Source organism: Pseudomonas sp. SWRI179 (assembly GCF_014268705.1).
In the GTDB taxonomy this organism is placed as follows: Bacteria; Pseudomonadota; Gammaproteobacteria; order Pseudomonadales; family Pseudomonadaceae; genus Aquipseudomonas; species Aquipseudomonas zanjanensis.
In genome coordinates this window covers 86,554-105,911 of the sequence record NZ_JABWRA010000020.1, presented here as the reverse complement: position 1 = coordinate 105,911, position 19,358 = coordinate 86,554, and the positions used below count along the sequence as shown (strand labels likewise).

Annotated in this window: 16 protein-coding genes; 3 read left to right on the top strand and 13 right to left on the bottom strand. The window is 61.6% G+C overall.

Annotation, left to right across the window (positions count from 1 at the left end; translation table 11 throughout):
- Nucleotides 1-115 precede the first annotated feature (115 nt).
- From HU767_RS13925 to HU767_RS13905, 5 genes are all read right to left on the bottom strand, one after another.
- Nucleotides 116-886: a hypothetical protein gene (locus HU767_RS13925; protein ID WP_186729767.1), complete on the bottom strand. Its 771-nt coding sequence runs from the start codon at nucleotides 884-886 to the stop codon at nucleotides 116-118.
- A gap of 419 nt (nucleotides 887-1,305) precedes the next feature.
- Complete coding sequence (gene tcyN / locus HU767_RS13920; RefSeq protein WP_186707315.1) at nucleotides 1,306-2,067, bottom strand: L-cystine ABC transporter ATP-binding protein TcyN; 762 nt, start codon at nucleotides 2,065-2,067, stop codon at nucleotides 1,306-1,308.
- 3 nt (nucleotides 2,068-2,070) lie between these two features.
- The gene (gene tcyL, locus HU767_RS13915) at nucleotides 2,071-2,736 is read right to left on the bottom strand and encodes a cystine ABC transporter permease (protein WP_186707314.1); all 666 of its coding nucleotides are present in this window, start codon (nucleotides 2,734-2,736) and stop codon (nucleotides 2,071-2,073) included.
- On the bottom strand, nucleotides 2,736-3,536 hold the full coding sequence (gene tcyJ / locus HU767_RS13910) for a cystine ABC transporter substrate-binding protein (protein ID WP_186707313.1): 801 nt from the start codon (nucleotides 3,534-3,536) through the stop codon (nucleotides 2,736-2,738). Before tcyJ ends, tcyL begins: the two co-directional genes overlap by 1 nt.
- Before the next feature lie 302 nt (nucleotides 3,537-3,838).
- Nucleotides 3,839-4,837, bottom strand: coding sequence for a D-cysteine desulfhydrase (locus tag HU767_RS13905; protein WP_186707339.1), 999 nt, complete (start codon nucleotides 4,835-4,837; stop codon nucleotides 3,839-3,841).
- Nucleotides 4,838-5,319: 482 nt separating this feature from the next.
- Here HU767_RS13905 and betT point away from each other — a divergent pair, with 482 nt between their 5' ends.
- Nucleotides 5,320-7,281, top strand: coding sequence for a choline transporter BetT (gene betT, locus HU767_RS13900; RefSeq protein ID WP_186729770.1), 1,962 nt, complete (start codon nucleotides 5,320-5,322; stop codon nucleotides 7,279-7,281).
- A 166-nt stretch (nucleotides 7,282-7,447) separates the two neighbouring features.
- On the opposite strand, the gene HU767_RS13895 is transcribed toward betT, so the two are convergent.
- Nucleotides 7,448-8,188: an SDR family oxidoreductase gene (locus HU767_RS13895; RefSeq protein WP_186729766.1), complete on the bottom strand. Its 741-nt coding sequence runs from the start codon at nucleotides 8,186-8,188 to the stop codon at nucleotides 7,448-7,450.
- Nucleotides 8,189-8,317: 129 nt separating this feature from the next.
- Here HU767_RS13895 and HU767_RS13890 point away from each other — a divergent pair, with 129 nt between their 5' ends.
- A complete protein-coding gene (locus HU767_RS13890) occupies nucleotides 8,318-9,208 on the top strand; it encodes a LysR family transcriptional regulator (protein ID WP_186707311.1) in 891 nt (296 codons plus the stop codon).
- A gap of 330 nt (nucleotides 9,209-9,538) precedes the next feature.
- Nucleotides 9,539-10,576, top strand: coding sequence for an L-glyceraldehyde 3-phosphate reductase (mgrA, locus tag HU767_RS13885; protein ID WP_186707310.1), 1,038 nt, complete (start codon nucleotides 9,539-9,541; stop codon nucleotides 10,574-10,576).
- 198 nt (nucleotides 10,577-10,774) lie between these two features.
- On the opposite strand, the gene tauD is transcribed toward mgrA, so the two are convergent.
- The 7 genes from tauD to HU767_RS13850 all read right to left on the bottom strand — a co-directional run bounded on the left by tauD (nucleotide 10,775) and on the right by HU767_RS13850 (nucleotide 19,105).
- Complete coding sequence (tauD, locus tag HU767_RS13880) at nucleotides 10,775-11,617, bottom strand: taurine dioxygenase (RefSeq protein WP_186729765.1); 843 nt, start codon at nucleotides 11,615-11,617, stop codon at nucleotides 10,775-10,777.
- Nucleotides 11,618-11,667: 50 nt separating this feature from the next.
- On the bottom strand, nucleotides 11,668-12,507 hold the full coding sequence (tauC, locus tag HU767_RS13875; protein ID WP_186707308.1) for a taurine ABC transporter permease TauC: 840 nt from the start codon (nucleotides 12,505-12,507) through the stop codon (nucleotides 11,668-11,670).
- Nucleotides 12,504-13,298, bottom strand: coding sequence for a taurine ABC transporter ATP-binding subunit (gene tauB, locus HU767_RS13870; protein WP_186729764.1), 795 nt, complete (start codon nucleotides 13,296-13,298; stop codon nucleotides 12,504-12,506). The genes tauC and tauB overlap by 4 nt, the downstream gene beginning before the upstream one ends.
- Nucleotides 13,299-13,318: 20 nt before the next feature.
- Nucleotides 13,319-14,296: a taurine ABC transporter substrate-binding protein gene (gene tauA / locus HU767_RS13865; protein WP_186707306.1), complete on the bottom strand. Its 978-nt coding sequence runs from the start codon at nucleotides 14,294-14,296 to the stop codon at nucleotides 13,319-13,321.
- Between the two features lie 247 nt (nucleotides 14,297-14,543).
- A complete protein-coding gene (gene gshA / locus HU767_RS13860; RefSeq protein ID WP_186729763.1) occupies nucleotides 14,544-16,127 on the bottom strand; it encodes a glutamate--cysteine ligase in 1,584 nt (527 codons plus the stop codon).
- 270 nt (nucleotides 16,128-16,397) lie between these two features.
- Nucleotides 16,398-16,781 carry a PaaI family thioesterase gene (locus HU767_RS13855; RefSeq protein ID WP_122565189.1) on the bottom strand — a complete coding sequence of 128 codons (384 nt, stop codon included), beginning with the start codon at nucleotides 16,779-16,781 and terminating at the stop codon, nucleotides 16,398-16,400.
- Nucleotides 16,781-19,105 (bottom strand): Tex family protein, encoded by a 2,325-nt coding sequence (locus tag HU767_RS13850; RefSeq protein WP_186707304.1) that lies wholly within the window; start codon nucleotides 19,103-19,105, stop codon nucleotides 16,781-16,783. The genes HU767_RS13855 and HU767_RS13850 overlap by 1 nt, the downstream gene beginning before the upstream one ends.
- Nucleotides 19,106-19,358: the final 253 nt, after the last annotated feature.

Here is a 19,358-nt window from a genome sequence, read left to right as displayed (position 1 = left end):
CAGGCGCCTCGATTCTGCAAGACCGCATCGCGTCCATCGCGGGCAAGCCTTGCTCCCACATAGCGGGAGCAAGCTCCCTCGCCACAAAAGCCTGTAGGCCGCAGGAAGGGTTGCATCAGGGCTCTCGGCGGCGCGTTTCAGCGACCATGAGCGCCTGTTTCGGTGAGGTGTTCAGATACGGATTGGCACAACCAATCTTCAACGTCCGTGGCGGTGCCCAGTGGGAGTTGTTGCCCACGCGGTCGAGGACGCAATAGGTCACTTCCAGGCGCAGGTCTTCTCCCGCTTCCAGGATGATTTGCGGCGGGACCCAGATATTGATTGGCTGGCCGACTTCGCTGGCGGTGACCGCCGGCAGGTCCATGCGCACGTCGCCCCAGCGCAGGGTCACGGCGTCGCCGGCGGCCATGTTCAGGTAGGGTTCGATGGTCAGCGGTACGCCACGTTTGATCTGGTTCGGGTTCACCCCTTGGCGTCGGATGGCGGCGGGAATGCGCACCGGCGCCAGGCCCTGGTTTTCATCGCCGCTCAAGGCCGAGGGCTGGCCGCCGGGACAGTCGAGCTTGACCTGGACCCGTTGCTTGGTTGACAGCGCCGGCCCGCGACCAACCTGCATCACCCGATAATGGATGCGCGAGGTCCCGTTGACGATGAAACTCTCCGGGATGCGCATCGTGATGCCGTCCAGCACGTCGGCCTGTGAGAGCACGCGCGAGCCGACGTAGCAGTTGTCCCAGAACAATTCGATCAGGTCACCCGCGTCCATGCCGGGGTAAGGTGCGATGACAACTTCCAGGTGAGCGGCGCTGGCGATGTTGATGCCCGCAGGGTGGGCATTGGCCAGGGTCGGGGCGGCCAGTTCGGGACTCTTCGACTTACATGTCATGGTGTTCTCCTTGATGCTTGAAAACTAAGTCCGTTTCAGAAAGATCAAAGGCGACGGATAATACGGCCTATTTTATTTAGGCAGTTATATGGGCTGTCTGCGCTAAATCATTGCGCAACTAAAGTCATGTGCGTCGCCTGTCGGGCACTAGATAAGGGCTCTATAGTTTCAGTGTCAATAGAGTGGGTTGCTTAATAACTCATCATGAAAGGCTTCAGAAACGTCCTACGCTTGTCTGTTAAGAATACTCGGTGCCGCAGGTCGTTTTCCCAGGCTTTCCGGTATTTGAAACTCGATAAATAGTTGAGGGGGTGGCGAGGCAGAAGTTGCAAGTTGTGTCGTTTGAATTAAGTGAGTGGCGATGATGTGTTAGTTGTGTAATGGCATGACTTCCATCCCTGGAAGTGATGCACACTTACTTACTGATCGCCGTGTCCGGCAGAGAGGAACTTGCTGAGGAACTGTCGCGTGCGTTCTTCCTTGGGCGCTGCAAACAAGGCCTTGGCTTCGCCTTGTTCGACGATCACGCCTTTGTCGAAAAACACCACACGGTTGGCCACGTCCCGGGCAAAGCCCATTTCGTGGGTCACGATGACCATGGTGCGTTTTTCTTCGGCCAGGCCGCGAATGGTTGCCAGGACCTCGCCTACCAGTTCCGGATCGAGGGCCGAGGTTGGCTCGTCGAACAGGATCACCGCCGGTTCCATCGCCAACGCCCGGGCAATCGCCACGCGCTGTTGCTGGCCGCCGGAAAGGCGCCGTGGGTAGGCATCCTCCTTGCCGGCCAGCCCGACCTTGGCCAACAGCTTGCGCCCCAGGGCTTCGGCTTCGGCACGGGGGACTTTTTTCACCACCTGCGGGCCTTCGGTGACATTTTCCAACGCGGTGCGATGGGGGAACAGGTTGAAGTTCTGGAACACGAAGCCCACCTGCTGGCGCAAGCGGCGCACCAGGCCCTGTTGCTGGTTCAGCGGTCGGCTGCCATCGATTTCGATGTCGCCGACCTTGATCCGGCCGCTGGTAGGCTCTTCGAGGAAGTTCAGGCAGCGCAGGAACGTGGTCTTGCCCGAGCCGCTGGGGCCGATGATCGCAACCACTTCGCCTTCTTCGATCTTCAGGTCGATGCCGTTGAGCACCACCTGACCCTTGAACTGTTTTGTCAGTTTTTCCACGACAATCATGGGTCAGGACTCCTGGTCGTGCCGATTGACCCGGGCTTCCAATACGTTCTGCAGGTGCGAGAGCACGGTGGCAAGAACCCAGTAGATCAGCGCGGCGGCAAGGTACATGGTGAAGATTTCGAAGGTTCGCGCGGTGATCAACTGCGCCTGGCGAAACAGCTCCGGTACCTGGATGGTCGCCGCCAGCGCGGTGTCCTTGACCAGGGAAATGAAGCTGTTGCCCAGCGGTGGCAGGGCCGTGCGCGCGGCTTGCGGCAGGATGGCCCGGCGCAGGGTCTGCGCGCGGGTCATGCCGATACTCGCCGCGGCTTCCCACTGGCCGCGCTCGATGGAACTGATGGCGGCCCGCAGGATTTCACACGCATAGGCAGCCATGTTCAGCGAGAAACCGATAAGCGCCGCCGGCAGTGGGTCAAGTTCGAGGCCCAGTTGCGGCAGTCCGTAGTAGATCAGGAATAACTGCACCAGCAATGGCGTGCCGCGAAAGAACGACACGTACATGCGGGCGATCCAGTTGATCACCTTGAGACGCGACAGGCGCATCAGCGCCAGGCCGAACCCCAGCAGCAAGCCGAAGAACATGCCGCCGAGGCTGAGGATGACCGTGTAGTACGCGCCCTTGAGCAAGAACGGCGCGGAGTCCAGTGCGAGTTGAAGTGCTGCTTCCATTATTGGGTGACGTCAGCGTCGAAATATTTTTCCGAGAGTTTTTTCAGCGTACCGTCGGCGCGAAGTTTTTCGATGGCTTTGTTCACGGCGGCCAGCAGTTCAGGCTCGCCTTTGCGCAGGGCAATACCGGATTCCTGGCGCGAGAAGGCTTCGCCGGCGGCCGTCGTGTCCTTGGCTTTCTTGGCGTATTCCAGCGCGGCCAGGCGATCGATCAGGATGGCGTCAATGCGGCCTACGCGTAGATCCTGGAACTTGGTCGGGTCATCTTCGTAGGTGCGCACATCGGCGGTGGGTACGTTGGCTTTGACCCACTGTTCGTAATTGGTGCCCAAGCCAACGCCGACTTTTTTACCGCCTAGGTCAGCTGCCGACTTGATGTTCAGATCGGCTGCTTTCTTGGTCAGGACCAGCGCTTGAATCCCGGAAACGGTGTACGGCTCGGAGAAGTCGTACTTTTTCTTACGTTCCTCGGAGATGGTGACTTGGTTGACCACGGCGTCCAGACGCTTGGATTCCAGGGCCGCGAGAATGCCCGCCCATGGGGTGGTCTGCAGCTTGACCTTCACACCCAGCTCCTTGGCCAGGGCTTCGGAAAACTCCACTTCGAAGCCGGTCAGTTTGCCGCTTTCATCCACGAAGCTGAATGGTGGATAAGTGCCTTCCAAGCCGATCTTGATTTCACCGGCATCCTTGATTTTCTGCAGTTGCTCACCGGCAACCGCTTGCCCCAACAGACCGGCGCTCAATGCCAGGCCCAGCGAACCCACCAGCAGGTTGCGACGTAATGCGGAAAAATTCATGACAAGCCCCTGTGTTTTCTTATGAAGAGGTTATTTTGGCTGAGATAAGGCGTAGCCGCGATCCAAAAAGATTGCCACATCCTGCCTTAAAGCAGCCTGGGCGTCTCGCGGCAAATGCGCCTGCGGCGAGACTATAGAGTGGCTTTTATAGATTGGAAAATAATATTAAATCATCTACATATTCCAAATGTGATGTCGATTCTGTGGGAGCGGGCTTGCTCGCGAAAGCTATTTGTCAGTCCAGGTTATGCTGGATGTGCCGACGCCTTCGCGAGCAAGCCCGCTCCCACAAGAGCACTTCACTAAGCCTGGAACGCTGCGTCATAGGCAAACAGCGCCGGTGCGCCGCCGGTGTGCAGGAAGATGATCGGGCCTTCGTCGAAGCGGTTGCGACCCACGCCGTCAAGCAGGCCGGCCATGGCCTTGCCGGTGTAGACCGGATCGAGCAACAACCCTTCCTGGCTGGCCAGCAGCTTGATCGCCGCCAGTGTCCCGGCGTTCGGTTCGCCATAGCGGGGGGCGAAATATTCATCCCACAGGTTCACTTTGAACGCTTCTGGCAGGGCGATTTCGAGCAACGCGGCCGTGCGCTCGGCCAGGCCCTGGACCTTTGGAAACTGGTCCTCCTCGCTGCGCGAAACCGTGACGCCAATGACCGGAAGCGCCGGCAGGCTTTCGCTCAAGGCCAACGCCAGGCCACTGTGGGTCCCGGCACTGCCCGAGGCCAATACCACGGCGGCGAACTCGATCCCGGTGTCCTTGATCTGCTCGGCCAGTTCCAGGCCGGCGCGTACATAACCCAGCGCACCCAAGGCGTTCGAACCACCAATCGGCACCAGGTAGGGTTTTTTTCCATTGCTGCGCAGGCGACCGGCGAGGGCCTGCAATTGCTCATCGGCGTTGTCCAGGTTTGCCACCAATTCGACCTTGGCGTCGAACAGCTCCAGCAGCAGCCGGTTGCCATTGCCCAGGTAATTGCTGTCTTCGGTGCCGATGGGGTTTTCCAGCAAGGCCACGCAACCCAGGCCGAGCTTCGCGGCGAGGGCGGCGGTCTGGCGTACGTGGTTGGATTGGATCGCCCCGGCGGTGATGAGGGTATCGGCGCCCTGGGCGATGGCATCGGCGGCCAGGTATTCGAGCTTGCGCAGTTTGTTGCCGCCCAAGGCCAGGGGCGTCAGGTCGTCGCGCTTGATATAGAGGTCGCGGCCGAGCCAGGTGGAGAGGCGGTCGAGTTTTTCCAGCGGTGTCGGATGGCCGAGCAGGTCGAGACGATTAAAGCGAGACAGCTGTTGTTTGATCATGGGTCCGTACTGGTTGTAGGCGATGCCTGGACTATAGGCATGCGGATATTCAGGGGCAACCGGCATGTTTTTGTCCGAGCTTGAATCTGGCGACACCGTCCGATTGTCCTGTACTTGACCTGTGGGGGCGGGCTTGCTCGCGAAAGCGATCTGTCTGTACCGATGATGTTGGATATGCCGACGCCTTCGCGAGCAAGCCCGCTCCCACATTGGGATTGCCGCTAATGAACGAATGCTCTACTGGCACCGTCATACCCACCCGTAAGCTAGTGTAGGAAACATGCCGTTTAGCCCTGCGATTAGTCCTTAGCTGCCTATTCATGTTTAACTTGAACGTTCATTCAAGTTAAACCGTCGGTTTGCTGCCCGCTCACAACAGGAGGCTTGCCTTTGCCGAGTCCGTATTTCACTGCCGCCCTTTCGCTTCCCGAGGTGCTTCGTTCATGAGCGCTTCGTCTATTCCACCCAGCGGCCTGGTCCGCATGAACCCGCCGGTCTTTTACTTCGCTGCGACTTTCATTTTGCTGTTCGGCCTGGTGGTGATCGCCATGCCCGCCCAGGCCGGCGCCTGGTTGCTGGCGGCGCAGAACTGGGCGGCCAATACGGTCGGCTGGTACTACATGCTGGCGATGACGCTGTATCTGGTCTTCGTGGTGGTCACCGCCTTGTCCGGCTACGGCAAGATCAAGCTCGGTGCCGACCACGACGAGCCCGAATTCAGTTATCTGTCCTGGGCCGGCATGTTGTTCGCCGCCGGCATCAGCATCACGCTGTTTTTCTTCTGCGTGTCCGAGCCGCTGACTCACATGGTGCAGCCACCCCAGGGTGAAGCCGGTACCGCGCAGGCAGCGCGCCAGGCCATGCAGATCTTGTTCTTGCACTGGGGCCTGCATGGCTGGGGCATTTTTGCGTTCGTCGGCATGGCCCTGGCGTACTTCGCCTACCGGCACAATTTGCCCCTGGCCCTGCGCTCGGCGCTTTACCCGCTGATCGGCAAGCGCATCAACGGTCCCATCGGTTACGCCGTGGACGGCTTCGGCATTATCGCGACGGTGTTCGGCCTCGGCGCGGACATGGGCTTTGGTGTGCTGCACCTCAATTCCGGGCTCGATTATCTGTTCGGCATCGCCCACACCCAATGGATTCAGGTCGGCCTGATCGTGCTGATGATGGGGGCGGCGATCATCGTCGCCGTGGCCGGCGTCGACAAGGGCGTGCGGGTCATGTCCGACATCAACATGCTGCTGGCCTGCGCGTTGTTGCTGTTCGTGTTGTTCGCCGGCCCGACCCAGCATTTGCTCAACACCTTGATCCAGAACATCGGCGATTACCTCGGCGCCCTGCCGATGAAGAGTTTCGACCTGTACGCCTACAACGAACCCAGCGACTGGCTGGGTGGCTGGACGGTGTTCTACTGGGCCTGGTGGATCGCGTGGTCGCCGTTCGTGGGGCTGTTCATCGCCCGGATTTCCCGCGGTCGCACCATCCGTGAATTTGTCTTTGGCGTGCTGCTGATTCCCCTGGGGTTCACCCTGGCGTGGATGTCGATCTTCGGCAACAGCGCCATCGACCAGGTGTTGAACCACGGCATGAGCGCCCTGGGCATGTCCGCCCTGGAAAACCCATCGATGAGCCTTTACCTGCTGCTGGAGACCTACCCCTGGAGCAAGACCGTCATCGCGGTCACGGTGTTCATCAGCTTCGTGTTTTTCGTCACGTCCGCCGACTCAGGCACCGTCGTGCTGTCGACGCTGTCGGCCAAGGGTGGCAACCCCGACGAGGACGGGCCGAAATGGTTGCGAGTGTTCTGGGGCGCGATGACCGCCCTGGTGACCAGTGCGTTGTTGTTCTCCGGCAGCATTGATGCCTTGAAGTCGGCGGTGGTGCTGACGTCCCTGCCGTTCTCGCTGATTCTCTTGCTAATGATGTGGGGCCTGCACAAGGCGTTCTACCTGGAGTCCCAGAAGCAGATCGCACAATTGCATTCCCTGGCACCGGTCTCGGGTTCACGTCGGGGCACGGGCGGCTGGCGCCAACGCTTGAGCCAGGCGGTGCATTTCCCGTCCCGTGATGAGGTGTACCGTTTTCTCGACACCACGGTGCGCCCGGCCATTGAAGAAGTGACCGCGGTGTTTGCCGAGAAGGGCCTGACGGTGGTGACCCAGCCCGACCCGGCCAACGACAGCGTCAGCCTGGAGATTGGCCATGGCGAGCAGCATCCGTTCATCTACCAGGTGCAGATGCGCGGCTACTTCACGCCGTCCTTCGCCCGTGGCGGCATGGGGTCCAAGCAATTGAACAACCGTCGTTACTACCGCGCCGAGGTGCACTTGAGCGAAGGCAGCCAGGATTACGACCTAGTGGGCTACACCAAGGAGCAAGTCATCAACGACATCCTCGACCAGTACGAGCGGCACCTGCAGTTCTTGCATTTGGTGCGGTGACCCAAAGGGACCGCAGTGCCTGATGCCTGTCAGTTAAGTAGATGCCACAGGCAAACATACAAACCGTGGCGAGGGAGCTTGCTCCCGCTGGGCTGCGTAGCAGTCCCAAAAACAGGGCCGCTTCGCGACCCAGCGGGAGCAAGCTCCCTCGCCACAGAACTAAACCTCAGACCAGCCCGCCATTGGCCCGCAAGATCTGCCCATTCACCCAGCCCGCGGCCGGGCTCACCAGGAACGCGATGATGCTGGCAATGTCCTGCGGCTGGCCGAGGCGCTCCAGGGGCGGCATCTTGGCGTAGTGTTGCACCTGCTCCTCACTCTTGCCGTGCATGAACAACTCAGTGGCGACCGGGCCGGGAGCTACGGCATTGACCGTGATCTGGCGACCGCGCAGTTCCTTGGCAAATACCTGGGTCAAGGATTCCACCGCCGCCTTGCTGGCGATGTACACCGAGTAGCCGGGCAGGTTCAGGCCTACGGTGCTGCTGGAAAAATTCACGATCCGGCCGCCGTCGTTCAGGCGGGTCGCGGCTTCGCGCAGGGTGTTGAAGGTGCCACGGGTGTTGATGGCGAACGTCTGGTCGAACAACTCGTCGCTGTGCTGCGCCAGGGGCATCACTTGGAGGATGCCGGCGTTGTTGATCAATACATCGACCTTGCCCAACTGCGCTTCGGTCTCATCGAACAACCGACGCACATCGGCGGCAGATGACACGTCGGCCTTGACCGCTATGGCTTGGTGGCCGGCCTGGCGCAATTGCACCACCAGCTTGGACGCTTCGCTGGCGCTGTTGGCGTAATTGACGACAACGGCGAAGCCTTCGCTGGCCAGGTGCTTGGCGATTTCGGCGCCGATGCCGCGGGAGGCGCCGGTCACGATGGCAACTTTCGAGTTTTGAACAGTCATGTGAGGGTTCCCTTTGTTGTTGAGGCTTGAGTCGTTGAAGCCAGATTCACATGTTTACTCTTGGCGATAAATGCCGGAAAGTTGCCTTGACTGTTCAACATTTCCCAACAATCAGAGCGCAGGATTCAGATGGATCAGGTCAAGGCAATGAGGGTGTTTGTCCGCATCTACGAGCGCAGCAGTTTCACCCTGGCCGCTGAAGACCTGAACATGCCCCGGGCCACGCTGACCCACACACTCAACCAATTCGAAGCCTGGCTGGGCGTGCGTTTGCTGGAGCGCAGCACCCGCAAGGTGCGCCCGACCCTCGACGGCGAAGCCTATTACCCGCGCTGCGTGCAATTGCTGGCGGAGCTGGAAGAAGCCGAACTGGCGTTTCGTGGCGTGGCGCCCAAAGGCAAACTGAGAGTAGACCTGCACGGCACCCAGGCTCGGTATTTCGTCATTCCGGCGTTGCCACAATTCATGGCCCGCTACCCCGAAATAGAACTGTTCATCAGCGAAGCAGATCGTTTCGTCGACCTGATAGCCGAAGGCGTCGATTGCGTGCTGCGCTCCGGTACGTTGGCGGACTCTTCATTGATTGGTCGGCGTGTCGCCAATCTTCGGCAGATCACCTGTGCCAGTCCCGGTTACCTTCGCCAGTACGGCGAACCGAAAAGCCTCGATGACTTGAAGCATCACCGGGCAGTGAATTACGTCTCGCGGACCACCGCCAAGCTGTATCCATTCGAGTTCATGGTCGATGGCGAACTCAAGGAGGTGCCGATCGGGGGGACGTTGTCGGTGTCCGGCGCGGAAATCTACGCCGCCTCGGCCATCGCCGGCCTGGGCCTGATCCAATGCCCGCATTACCGAATGGAAGAGCCGATCCGGCAGGGCCTGATGCAGGAGGTCCTCACCCACACCCCACCACCGTCCATGCCGGTGTCGGTGCTCTATCCGCACAACCGACTCATGTCGCCGCGGGTTCGCGTGTTTGTGGATTGGGTGGCGGAGGTGTTTGCGCAGGCGCGTTAACGTGGTCCCCGATTTCCTCGCACTGCAAAACCCTGTGGGATGGGTACCAAATTCCGGCCATTGCCAAGCCCCTGTGGCGAGGGAGCTTGCTCCCGCTCGGCTGCGCAGCAGTCGTAAAATCAAACAACGCGTTCTGCCTGTCAGCATGCTGGGGCCCTGCTGCGCAGGCCAGCGGGAGCAAGCTCCCTCGCCACGGGTTCTGGGTTGTCTGGGCAGATGCGTTGGCGAGCAAGCTCGCTCCCACACCTGATTCGCGAACTTTCCGCCTGACCGAGGCGTCTGTGAAATGTTAGCTTCTGCCTCCAGCCGTCCGAACAGAGAGCCTTTTCGATGACCTACACCGCTGCGCAAAACCGCTACGAGTCCATTCCTTACCGCCGCGTCGGGCGCAGCGGGCTGGTGCTGCCGGCGTTGTCGCTGGGGTTGTGGCATAACTTTGGCGACAGCACGCCCATCGACACCCAGCGCGCCTTGCTGCGCACGGCGTTCGACCTGGGCATCAACCATTTCGACCTGGCGAACAATTACGGCCCGCCCTACGGCAGCGCCGAGATCAATTTCGGCCGCTTGCTACGCGAAGATTTCAAGCAGTACCGCGATGAGTTGATCATCTCCAGCAAGGCCGGTTGGGACATGTGGCCGGGGCCTTACGGCCAGGGCGGGGGCTCGCGCAAATACGTGCTGGCCAGCCTCGACCAGAGCCTGCAGCGCCTGGGGCTGGACTATGTGGATATCTTTTATTCCCACCGTTTCGACCCCGATACGCCCCTGGAAGAAACCGCCAGTGCGCTGGCCACTGCGGTGCAGCAGGGCAAGGCGCTGTACATCGGCATTTCCTCGTATTCCGGAGTGAAGACCCGGGAAATGGCGGCGCTGCTCAAGGAATGGAAAGTCCCCTTGCTGATTCACCAACCGGCCTACAACCTGCTCAACCGCTGGGTGGAAAAAGACCTGCTGGATGCCACCGAGGAATTGGGTACGGGTGTGATCGCCTTCACCCCCTTGGCCCAAGGCCTGCTGACCGACAAGTACCTCAAGGGCGTTCCGGCCGATGCCCGAGTGAATCGTCCGGGGGGCGGTTCGTTGCAGGCTTCGCACTTGTCGCAGGAGAACCTTGCCCACGTGCGGGCGCTCAATGAGATCGCCCAGCGACGCGGCCAGAGCCTGGCTCAGATGGCCCTGGCCTGGACTTTGCGCGACCCACGGATCACCTCCGCCCTGATCGGCGCCAGCCGGCCGGAGCAGATCATCGAGAACGTCGCGGCGTTGCAGAATTTGAGTTTCAGCGCCGACGAACTGGCCGAGATCGACCGGTTTGCCCAGGAAGGCGGGATCAATCTTTGGGAGAAGCCTTCGTCGGCTGAGTAACGCCAGTAGGGTGCACACAAATCCCTGTGGCGAGGGAGCTTGCTCCCGCTGGGCCGCGAAGCGGCCCCAAACCCATTCAACACTGCGTATCAGGAAAAGCAGTGGGGCAGGTTTTGCGACTGCTGCGCAGTCGAGCGGGAGCAAGCTCCCTCGCCACGGGGATATGCGTTACCCCGGAAAAACATTCGGGCAAGACACTCACCTGAAAAACGGCACATCCCCCAACACCGTCGCACGGTGCATCACCCTCCGGGCAGGGCGGTAGTCGTCCACGGCAAAATGCTGGGTGACGCGGTTGTCCCAGAACGCCACGTCGTTGACCTGCCAGCGCCAGCGCAGGGTGAACTCCGGGCGGGTGGCATGGGCGAAGAGCAGTTTCAGGATCACCTCGCTCTCGGTGTCCGACAGCTCGTTGATGCGCGTAGTGAAGCCTTCATTGACGAACATCGACCGTCGCCCGCTCACCGGGTGAGTGCGGATCACCGGATGGGACAGCGGCGGGTTTTTTCGCCGTGCTTCTTCCCAGCGCGCCAGGTCCTCGGCGCTATTGCCAAACCGCTCCAACGGAAACGAGCGGGTGAAATCGTGGGTCGCCGTCAGGCCTTCCAGCAAACGTTTCATGGGCGTCGACAAGGCTTCGTAGGCGGCGATGCCACTGGCCCACAACGTATCGCCACCCACCGCCGGTAGCAGCTTGGCGCTGAGCACCGCGCCCAGGGCGGGCGTCGAGAGAAAGGTCACGTCGGTGTGCCACACGGCGTTGTCGCGCACATCGGTGACGGCGGTGTCGAGTACCAATACTTCGGGCTGCTCCGGCACGTTGGGGTAGATCGGATGAATGTGCAGGTCGCCAAAATACGCGGCGAAGCGTGCCTGCTGGGGCGGCTCGATCGGCTGGTTGCGGAAAAACAATACCTGATGCTCAAGCAGCGCCTGCTCAACGGTGTCGCGATCCGCCAGGCTCAGCGGCTGGCTGATGTCGATCCCATCGATCTGCGCGCCGAGGGCGGTGCTCAAAGGCGTAATGGTCGGACGGTTCATCGCAATGTTCTCGGTCTGGGGCGCCGAATGGTCGGCGTGGTCATTGGATATCAATGGATCTGGCCGTGCCACGGCACCAGTTTGCGTTGCAGGGCGCGCAGGCCCATTTCCATGGCGAAGGCGATCAGTGCGATCACCAGGATGCCCAGCACCACCACGTCAGTAACGAGGAACTGCGCCGCCGACTGCACCATGAACCCCAGGCCACTGGTGGCGGCAATCAGTTCGGCGGCCACCAGCGTCGACCAACCCACACCCAGGCCAATGCGAATGCCGGTGAGAATGTCCGGCAGGGCACTGGGCACGATCACATGGCGAATCAACTGGGCCCGCGTGGCACCCAACGATTGCGCCGCGCGCAGTTTGGCCCGATCGACCGTGCGCACGCCGGTGGCGGTGGCAATGGCAATCGGGGCGAAGATCGCCAGGTAGATCAGCAGCACCTTCGACAGCTCGCCGATGCCGCACCAGATCACGATCAACGGCAGGTACGCCAACGGTGGAATCGGCCGGTAGAACTCGATCAACGGATCGAGCACGCCGCGCGCGATGCGGTTGGCGCCGATGGCGATGCCCACCGGCACCGCCGTCAGTACCGCGCACAACAGTCCCAGGCCAATGCGTTCAAGGCTGGCGGCCAAGTGCTGCCAGAGGGTGGAATCCATGTAGCCGCGAGTCGCCAGCAGCCAGCCTTTTTCCAGCACGGCCGACGGTGAGGGCAGGAACAGCGGTTCGATCAGGCCGCTGGCGGTGACTGCCCACCAGATCACCAGCAAGGCGATCAGGGTCAAGCCGCTGATCCAGCGCGTGCTCAGGTGGAGTCTCAAGCCACGGGCCGTGGGCTTGGTCGCCGCGTCACGGACCACCGCTGGAATTTCATAGCTGCTCATGCGCGCTCCTGTGGCCGAGTGGCGCTGCGTTGGGAGAACACTTTGGCGAGCACATGCTCGCGGGTTTCGATGAAGCGCGGGTCGGACTTGATCGAGCGCGCCGATTCCCCGGCCCCGTAGCGCTGGCCGAAATCCAGGCTCAGGCGCTCGACGATTTGCCCCGGGTTCGGTGCCAGCAGAATCAAGTCAGTGGCAAGGAACACGGCTTCTTCAATGTCATGGGTGATCAGGAACACCGGCTTGGCGGTGCGCTGCCAGACCTGCAGCAACAGTTCCTGCATCTGCTCGCGGGTGAAGGCATCCAGGGCACCGAACGGTTCGTCCATCAACAGCACGCGAGGGTTGGCCGCCAATGCCCGGGCCAGGCCAACACGTTGTTTCTGGCCGCCGGAGAGCTGCCAGACGCGGCGTTGCTCGAAGCCGGCCAGGTCCACCAGTGCCAGCATTTCCCGAGCCCGGGTTTCGCGCGTTTGCTTGGCGACCCCGGCCAGTTCCAGGCCGAACCCAACGTTTGCCAACACGTCCTGCCAAGGCAGCAGCGCATCGTCCTGGAACACCACGCCGCGCTCGGCGCCCGGGCCCTTGACGGGTGTGCCGTCGAGGGTGATCTGTCCGGCGCTGGGCTCGACGAACCCGGCAATCAGGTTCAACAGCGAGGTCTTGCCGCTGCCGGACGGGCCGAGGGCAACCAGCAATTGCTTCGGCCCCAGGGTCAGGGATATATCCGCCAGCACCGGTTCCGTCGCGCCGGGGTACTGTGCGCTGATGCGCTCCAGCTGTAGCAAGGCCATCGCGTGTCTCCCTTTTTCGATCAGCGAGTGATGTATTTGGCGCTGACGTACGGTGCGTAGTCCGGCAGCACGGCGTCGACCTTGCCTTGCTCCTTCAGGAACGCCGCGGTGTCGGTGATGGCTTGGGTAGTCGGCGCGCCGAGGCTCACGACCTGATCGGCTGCCAGGGGGAAGACGTTGCCTTGCAGCAACAGCGGGATATCGCTGGCCTTGGCGCCGGAAAGCTTCACCAGTTTGTCGACGTTGGACGCATCGGCCAGCCAGGCCTGTGGGTCCTTGCGGTACTGGGCGTAGGCATCCAGGGTCACTTTGGCGAAGGCGGTGACAATCTCGGGATGCTTCTGGGCGAAGTCCTTGCGCACGATCCAGGCGTCGAAGGTCGGTGCGCCGAACTTGGCCAGCTCCGCGGAGGTGATCAGCACCTTGCCGTTTTCCTTGGCCACGCCCAGGGCCGGGTCCCAGACATAAGTCGCGTCGATGTCGCCACGCTTCCAGGCAGCGATGATGGCCGGTGGCGCCAGGTTGAGCACGGTGACTGTCGACGGGTCGATGTTCCAGTGCTTCAACGCGGCGAGCAGGCTGTAGTGGCCCGTGGAGACGAACGGCACGGCGATTTTCTTGCCGATCAGGTCTTTTGGTGAATTGATGCCAGAGCCGTCACGCACCACCAAGGCTTCGGCGGCGCCGATCTGCGTGGCGATGAGGAAGGTTTCCACCGGGACCTGGCGGGTAATGGCCGCGGTCAACGGGCTGGAACCGAGGTAGCCGATCTGCACATCGCCCGAGGCAATGGCAGTGATGACGTCGGCGCCATTGTCGAACTTGCGCCAGTCGATCTTGGCTTGGGTGGCTTTTTCATAGGCGCCATCGGCCTGGGCGACTTTGGCCGGGTCGACGGTGGTCTGGTAAGCGACGGTCAGGTCGGCCGCCTGGGCAAAAAGACTCGTTGCAGCCAGGGAGGCGGCTGCGAGAAGGCGAAGGGGGAAGCGCAAAGACATGGGGAAGCTCCTCAACAGGCCGCCGGGAGTTCGGCGTTGGAGGAGACTAAATGATCTAAGAATTAGAAAATAAATAACTTTTTCGAATGAGCTTATTTTCGAAAAAATCTATCGAGAGCGGCTCGGAACCTTTGTGGCGAGGGAGCTTGCTCCCGCTGGATTGCGCAGCAGGCCCGTTTTTACGACTGCTGCGCAGCCGAGCGGGAGCAAGCTCCCTCGCCACAAAAGCGTTCTTGTCAGCGAGGTGTCAGTTGCTGATCGCCAGGATGCTCGCCTGATACGAGCCCACGAACACATCGAAATCCCCCACCTCGTTCTGTTCCAGCTCGGCCTGCTGGACCAATGACTTACGGGCAGTTTCCTCGAACGTCGCTTGCTCCTGGGCAGGCAACGGCTCGGCGCGGAAGAACTCGGCGTGGGCCTTGCTCTGGCGCAGGGAGAACTGGGCGAAGCTTTCCTGGTGTTCGGCCATGGCGGCGAGCACCTGGGCGGAAGGGGTCAAGGACGGGTCGCGGACTTTCGCCAGTTGCGCATCCAGGGCCTGGCGGTGGGCATCGCCACCCTGGCTCTGGTCGAGCAACGAGGCCAGCGGGGCGATTTTTTCCAGCAATTCGACGGCCCAGGTCTGCATATCCACCGCTTGGTCCTGACGCTGCAATTGCAGGCCAGGCTTGCGGCCTTCCTTGACCACGGTCAGGAAGTTGCTGGTGGCGTTGCCGCATTCGTTGTTTTCCAGCTGCGGGCTGTCGTTGAGGCCGCAATACAGCAGGAACGCATCGAGGAAGCGCGACTCGGTGAGATCGATGCCCATCGGCAGGAACGGGTTAATGTCCAGGCAACGCACTTCGACGTACTGGATACCCCGGGCCATCAAGGCCTGGATCGGCCGCTCGCCGGTGTAGGTCACGCGTTTGGGGCGGATGTTGGAGTAATACTCGTTTTCGATCTGCAGGATGTTGGTATTGAGCTGCACCCACTCGCCGTTCTGGTGCGTGCCGACTTCGACGTACGGTGCGTAGGGCGTCGCCACCGCTTTGCGCAGGCTGTCGGTGTAGCTCGCCAGGTCGTTGTAGCACGGCGTGAGGCCGGCTTGGGCGTTGCTTTGGTAACCCAGGTCGCTCATGCGCAGGCTGGTGGCGTAGGGCAGGTACAAGGTGTCCGGATCCAACTGCTCCAACTGGTGCGGACGGCCTCGCAGGAAACCGATGTCCAGGGCCGGCGAGGCACCGAACAGGTACATCAGCAACCAGCTGTAGCGGCGGAAATTGCGGATCAGCGCGATGTAGGCTGACGACTGGAAGTCACGGTCGCTCACCTCGGCGGCTTCGTCCTGCCGGAGCAGCGGCCAGAGTTTTTCCGGCAGGGAAAAGTTGTAGTGGATACCGGCAATGCACTGCATGGTCTTGCCGTAGCGCAGGGCCAGGCCCTGGCGATAGACGTACTTGAGCCGACCGATATTCGAGGTGCCGTAATACGCGATCGGGATGTCTTCTTCCGCCGGCAACGGGCACGGCATCGAGGGGCTCCACAAGTACTCGTCGCCGAGCTTGCTGTAGGCAAACCGGTGGATCTTGTCGAGGCTGCGCAGGGTATCGGCCGGGTCGGCCAGGGCCGGCGTGATGAATTCCAGCAGCGACTCGGAATAGTCGGTGGTGATCTGTTCGTTGGTCAGCGCCGAGCCCAGGGCCTTGGGATGCGGGGTCTGCGCCAGTCGCCCATCGCCAGTGACGCGCAGGCATTCGCGCTCGATGCCGTGCAGGCACTGTTCGAGCAGGGAGAGGTTGGCGCGCTCGCCGAGCAGGGCCAGGCGGCGGTTTAAAAGGTCGCTCAAGTTGAATTCCTTCACGCGTCAGTCGCCCCAATATGGGGGTGGGCAAGACGGTCTACAAGGGTGAAGTTAAAACTGGCGTTTTCGCCTGGTTTTTTGGGTCAAGGACTGATCGCCTCGATCCCCTGTGGGAGCGGGCTTGCTCGCGAATAGGGACTGTCAGTCAACATTGTAGTCGCCTGACACACCGCCTTCGCGAGCAAGCCCGCTCCCACGGAGAAATTTCGACACCGCATTCATGCGTCGAAATTAACTCAAATCGATGACAGGGAGCTATAGGACAGCGAACGTGCCTTGCGCTTTTGCGACCAGTTTGTCGCCTTGCATCACCTCGGCCTCGACCACCAGCGTGCGCCGGCCGGGGTGGATGACCCGGGCGGTGCACAACACGTCGCCGTCGGACACGGCGCGAATGTAGTTGATCTTGCATTCGATGGTCGCGCTCTGCTGGTCAAAGCCATGGACACTGGAGCAGGCCAGTCCCATGGCAATGTCCACCAGGCTGAACAGCGCGCCGCCGTGCAGCTTGCCGCCGCGGTTGCGCAGCGGCGGTTCGAGGCTCAGGGCGACTTGCGCCACCCCATCCCCAAGGCTCTGCAGACGGCAGCCGAGCAGCTTGAAGAACGCGCTCTCCACCAACCCGGCCGGTGCGTCCATCAGCGTTTCTTCAACTGCTTGGCGTTGGCGAACAACGAAGCCATGGCGCTGTTCGCCGGGGCCGCGGTGGCGGTTTCCTTGCGCGGCGCGGTGTTTTGCGACTGGCGTGGCGTCGAGCCAGGACGCGCACCACGGGCACCGTCGACTTTCTCGCCCGGCGTGTCGCTCATACGCATCGACAGGCCGACGCGTTTGCGTGGGATGTCGACTTCCATGACCTTCACTTTCACCACATCGCCGGCCTTCACCGCTTCGCGCGGGTCCTTGATGAACTTCTCGGACAAGGCCGAGATGTGTACCAGACCGTCCTGGTGCACGCCGATGTCGACGAAGGCACCGAAGTTGGTGACGTTGGTCACCACGCCTTCGAGGATCATGCCCGGTTGCAGGTCCTTGAGGTCTTCGACGCCGTCCTGGAACTCGGCGGTCTTGAACTCTGGACGTGGGTCGCGGCCCGGTTTCTCCAGTTCTTGCAGGATGTCGGTCACGGTCGGCAGGCCGAAGGTTTCGTCGGTGAATTTCTTCGGATCCAGGCGCTTGAGGAACGCGGCGTCACCGATCAGCGAGCGGATGTCGCGGTCGGTCTGGGCGGCGATACGTTGCACCAGCGGGTAGGCTTCAGGGTGGACCGCCGACGAATCGAGCGGATTGTCGCCATTCATGACTCGTAGGAAACCGGCGGCCTGTTCGAAGGTTTTCTCGCCCAGGCGTGGGACCTTCTTCAGCGCGGCGCGGGTCTTGAACGCGCCGTGTTCGTCACGGTGGGTGACGATGTTCTGCGCCAGCGTGGCGTTCAGGCCGGAAATGCGCGCCAACAGCGCCACCGAAGCGGTGTTCACGTCCACGCCCACGGCGTTCACGCAATCTTCCACCACGGCGTCCAGGCCGCGCGCCAGTTTCAGTTGGGAGACGTCGTGCTGGTACTGGCCGACACCAATGGATTTAGGGTCGATCTTCACCAGCTCTGCCAGTGGATCCTGCAGGCGACGGGCGATGGACACCGCGCCACGGATCGACACGTCCAGGTCCGGGAATTCCTTGGAAGCCAGTTCCGACGCCGAGTAAACCGAAGCGCCGGCCTCGGAGACCATGACCTTGGTCATCTTCATGGCTGGGTATTTCTTGATCAGCTCGGCGGCCAGCTTGTCGGTCTCACGGCTGGCGGTGCCGTTGCCGATGGCGATCAGGTCCACCGAATGCTTGGCGCACAGGGCGGCGAGCACGGCGAGGGTCTGGTCCCACTTGTTGTGCGGCACGTGCGGGTAGACCGTGGCGTGGTCCAGCAGTTTGCCGGTGGAATCCACCACGGCCACCTTGCAACCGGTGCGCAGGCCCGGGTCAAGGCCCAGGGTGGCGCGCGGGCCGGCCGGCGCGGCCAGCAACAAATCGTGCAGGTTGTGGGCGAACACGTTGATCGCCTCGGTTTCGGCGTTGTCACGCAACTCGCCCAGCAGGTCGGTTTCCAGATGGGTGTAGAGCTTGACCTTCCAGGTCCAGCGCACCACTTCGGCCAGCCATTTGTCGGCGGCGCGGTTCTGGTTCTGGATGCCAAACTGCTGGCCGATCATGCCTTCGCACGGGTGCATGGTGCCGGGCAATTCTTCACCGACCTTCAGTGCAGAACTGAGAATGCCTTCGTTGCGACCACGGAAAATCGCCAGGGCGCGGTGGGACGGCATGCTCTTGAGCGGTTCGTCGTGTTCGAAATAGTCGCGGAACTTGGCGCCTTCCTCTTCCTTGCCGGCGATGACCCGGGCGCTGAGGGTGGCTTCCTGCTTGAGGTAGCTGCGCAGCTTTTCCAGCAGGTTGGCGTCTTCGGCGAAACGCTCCATGAGGATGTACTTGGCGCCTTCCAGCGCCGCCTTCACGTCCGCCACGCCTTTTTCGGCATCGACGAAGCGCGCGGCTTCGGTTTCCGGGGCCAGGGTCGGGTCGTTGAACAGGCCGTCGGCCAGCTCGCCGAGGCCGGCTTCCAGGGCGATCTGGCCCTTGGTGCGGCGCTTTTGCTTGTAGGGCAGGTACAAGTCTTCGAGACGGGTCTTGGTGTCGGCCAACTTGATGTCGCGCTCGAGTTGCGGGGTCAGCTTGCCCTGCTCCTGGATGCTGGCCAGGATGCTGATACGCCGTTCGTCGAGTTCTCGCAGGTAGCGCAGGCGCTCTTCCAGATGCCGCAATTGGGTGTCATCGAGGCTGCCGGTCACTTCTTTCCGGTAACGGGCGATGAAAGGCACCGTGGAGCCTTCATCGAGTAGCGCGACGGCCGCTTCGACCTGCTGTGGGCGTACACCGAGTTCCTCGGCGATGCGGCTGTTGATGCTGTCCATAAAACCACCTGACAAATTGTGAAATCAGGCTCGCCACCGCAGAAACAGGGCTCGGCGAGACTGGTTGAGCGGCCTGGCATGCGCCGCTGCCTGGGTCAAAAGGCTGCCTGTTGACCCGCGAAATTCAAAAAGTGCTGCCTGGCCAAGATAATAAAGCGCGGCGCCGATCCGGCGATCCGGTCTGCCCTGGCACAAAGGGCCGCGCATTATAACCAGCGTTCCGCTGTTCGGGGGGCGTTGTGGAATGTGGCTT

What these genes read in the sequence shown, in the direction of transcription:
- tauB (WP_186729764.1), bottom strand. Translation starts at nt 13,298, where the DNA reads ATGGCCTTGCTACAGCTGGAGCGCATCAGCGCACAGTACCCCGGCGCG.
- HU767_RS13890 (WP_186707311.1), top strand. Translation starts at nt 8,318, where the DNA reads ATGGATCAGGTCAAGGCAATGAGGGTGTTTGTCCGCATCTACGAGCGC.
- betT (WP_186729770.1), top strand. Translation starts at nt 5,320, where the DNA reads ATGAACCCGCCGGTCTTTTACTTCGCTGCGACTTTCATTTTGCTGTTC.
- tcyN (WP_186707315.1), bottom strand. Translation starts at nt 2,067, where the DNA reads ATGATTGTCGTGGAAAAACTGACAAAACAGTTCAAGGGTCAGGTGGTG.
- tcyL (WP_186707314.1), bottom strand. Translation starts at nt 2,736, where the DNA reads ATGGAAGCAGCACTTCAACTCGCACTGGACTCCGCGCCGTTCTTGCTC.
- tauA (WP_186707306.1), bottom strand. Translation starts at nt 14,296, where the DNA reads ATGTCTTTGCGCTTCCCCCTTCGCCTTCTCGCAGCCGCCTCCCTGGCT.
- HU767_RS13925 (WP_186729767.1), bottom strand. Translation starts at nt 886, where the DNA reads ATGACATGTAAGTCGAAGAGTCCCGAACTGGCCGCCCCGACCCTGGCC.
- tauD (WP_186729765.1), bottom strand. Translation starts at nt 11,617, where the DNA reads ATGAACCGTCCGACCATTACGCCTTTGAGCACCGCCCTCGGCGCGCAG.
- mgrA (WP_186707310.1), top strand. Translation starts at nt 9,539, where the DNA reads ATGACCTACACCGCTGCGCAAAACCGCTACGAGTCCATTCCTTACCGC.
- HU767_RS13850 (WP_186707304.1), bottom strand. Translation starts at nt 19,105, where the DNA reads ATGGACAGCATCAACAGCCGCATCGCCGAGGAACTCGGTGTACGCCCA.
- tcyJ (WP_186707313.1), bottom strand. Translation starts at nt 3,536, where the DNA reads ATGAATTTTTCCGCATTACGTCGCAACCTGCTGGTGGGTTCGCTGGGC.
- HU767_RS13855 (WP_122565189.1), bottom strand. Translation starts at nt 16,781, where the DNA reads ATGGACGCACCGGCCGGGTTGGTGGAGAGCGCGTTCTTCAAGCTGCTC.
- HU767_RS13905 (WP_186707339.1), bottom strand. Translation starts at nt 4,837, where the DNA reads ATGATCAAACAACAGCTGTCTCGCTTTAATCGTCTCGACCTGCTCGGC.
- HU767_RS13895 (WP_186729766.1), bottom strand. Translation starts at nt 8,188, where the DNA reads ATGACTGTTCAAAACTCGAAAGTTGCCATCGTGACCGGCGCCTCCCGC.
- tauC (WP_186707308.1), bottom strand. Translation starts at nt 12,507, where the DNA reads ATGAGCAGCTATGAAATTCCAGCGGTGGTCCGTGACGCGGCGACCAAG.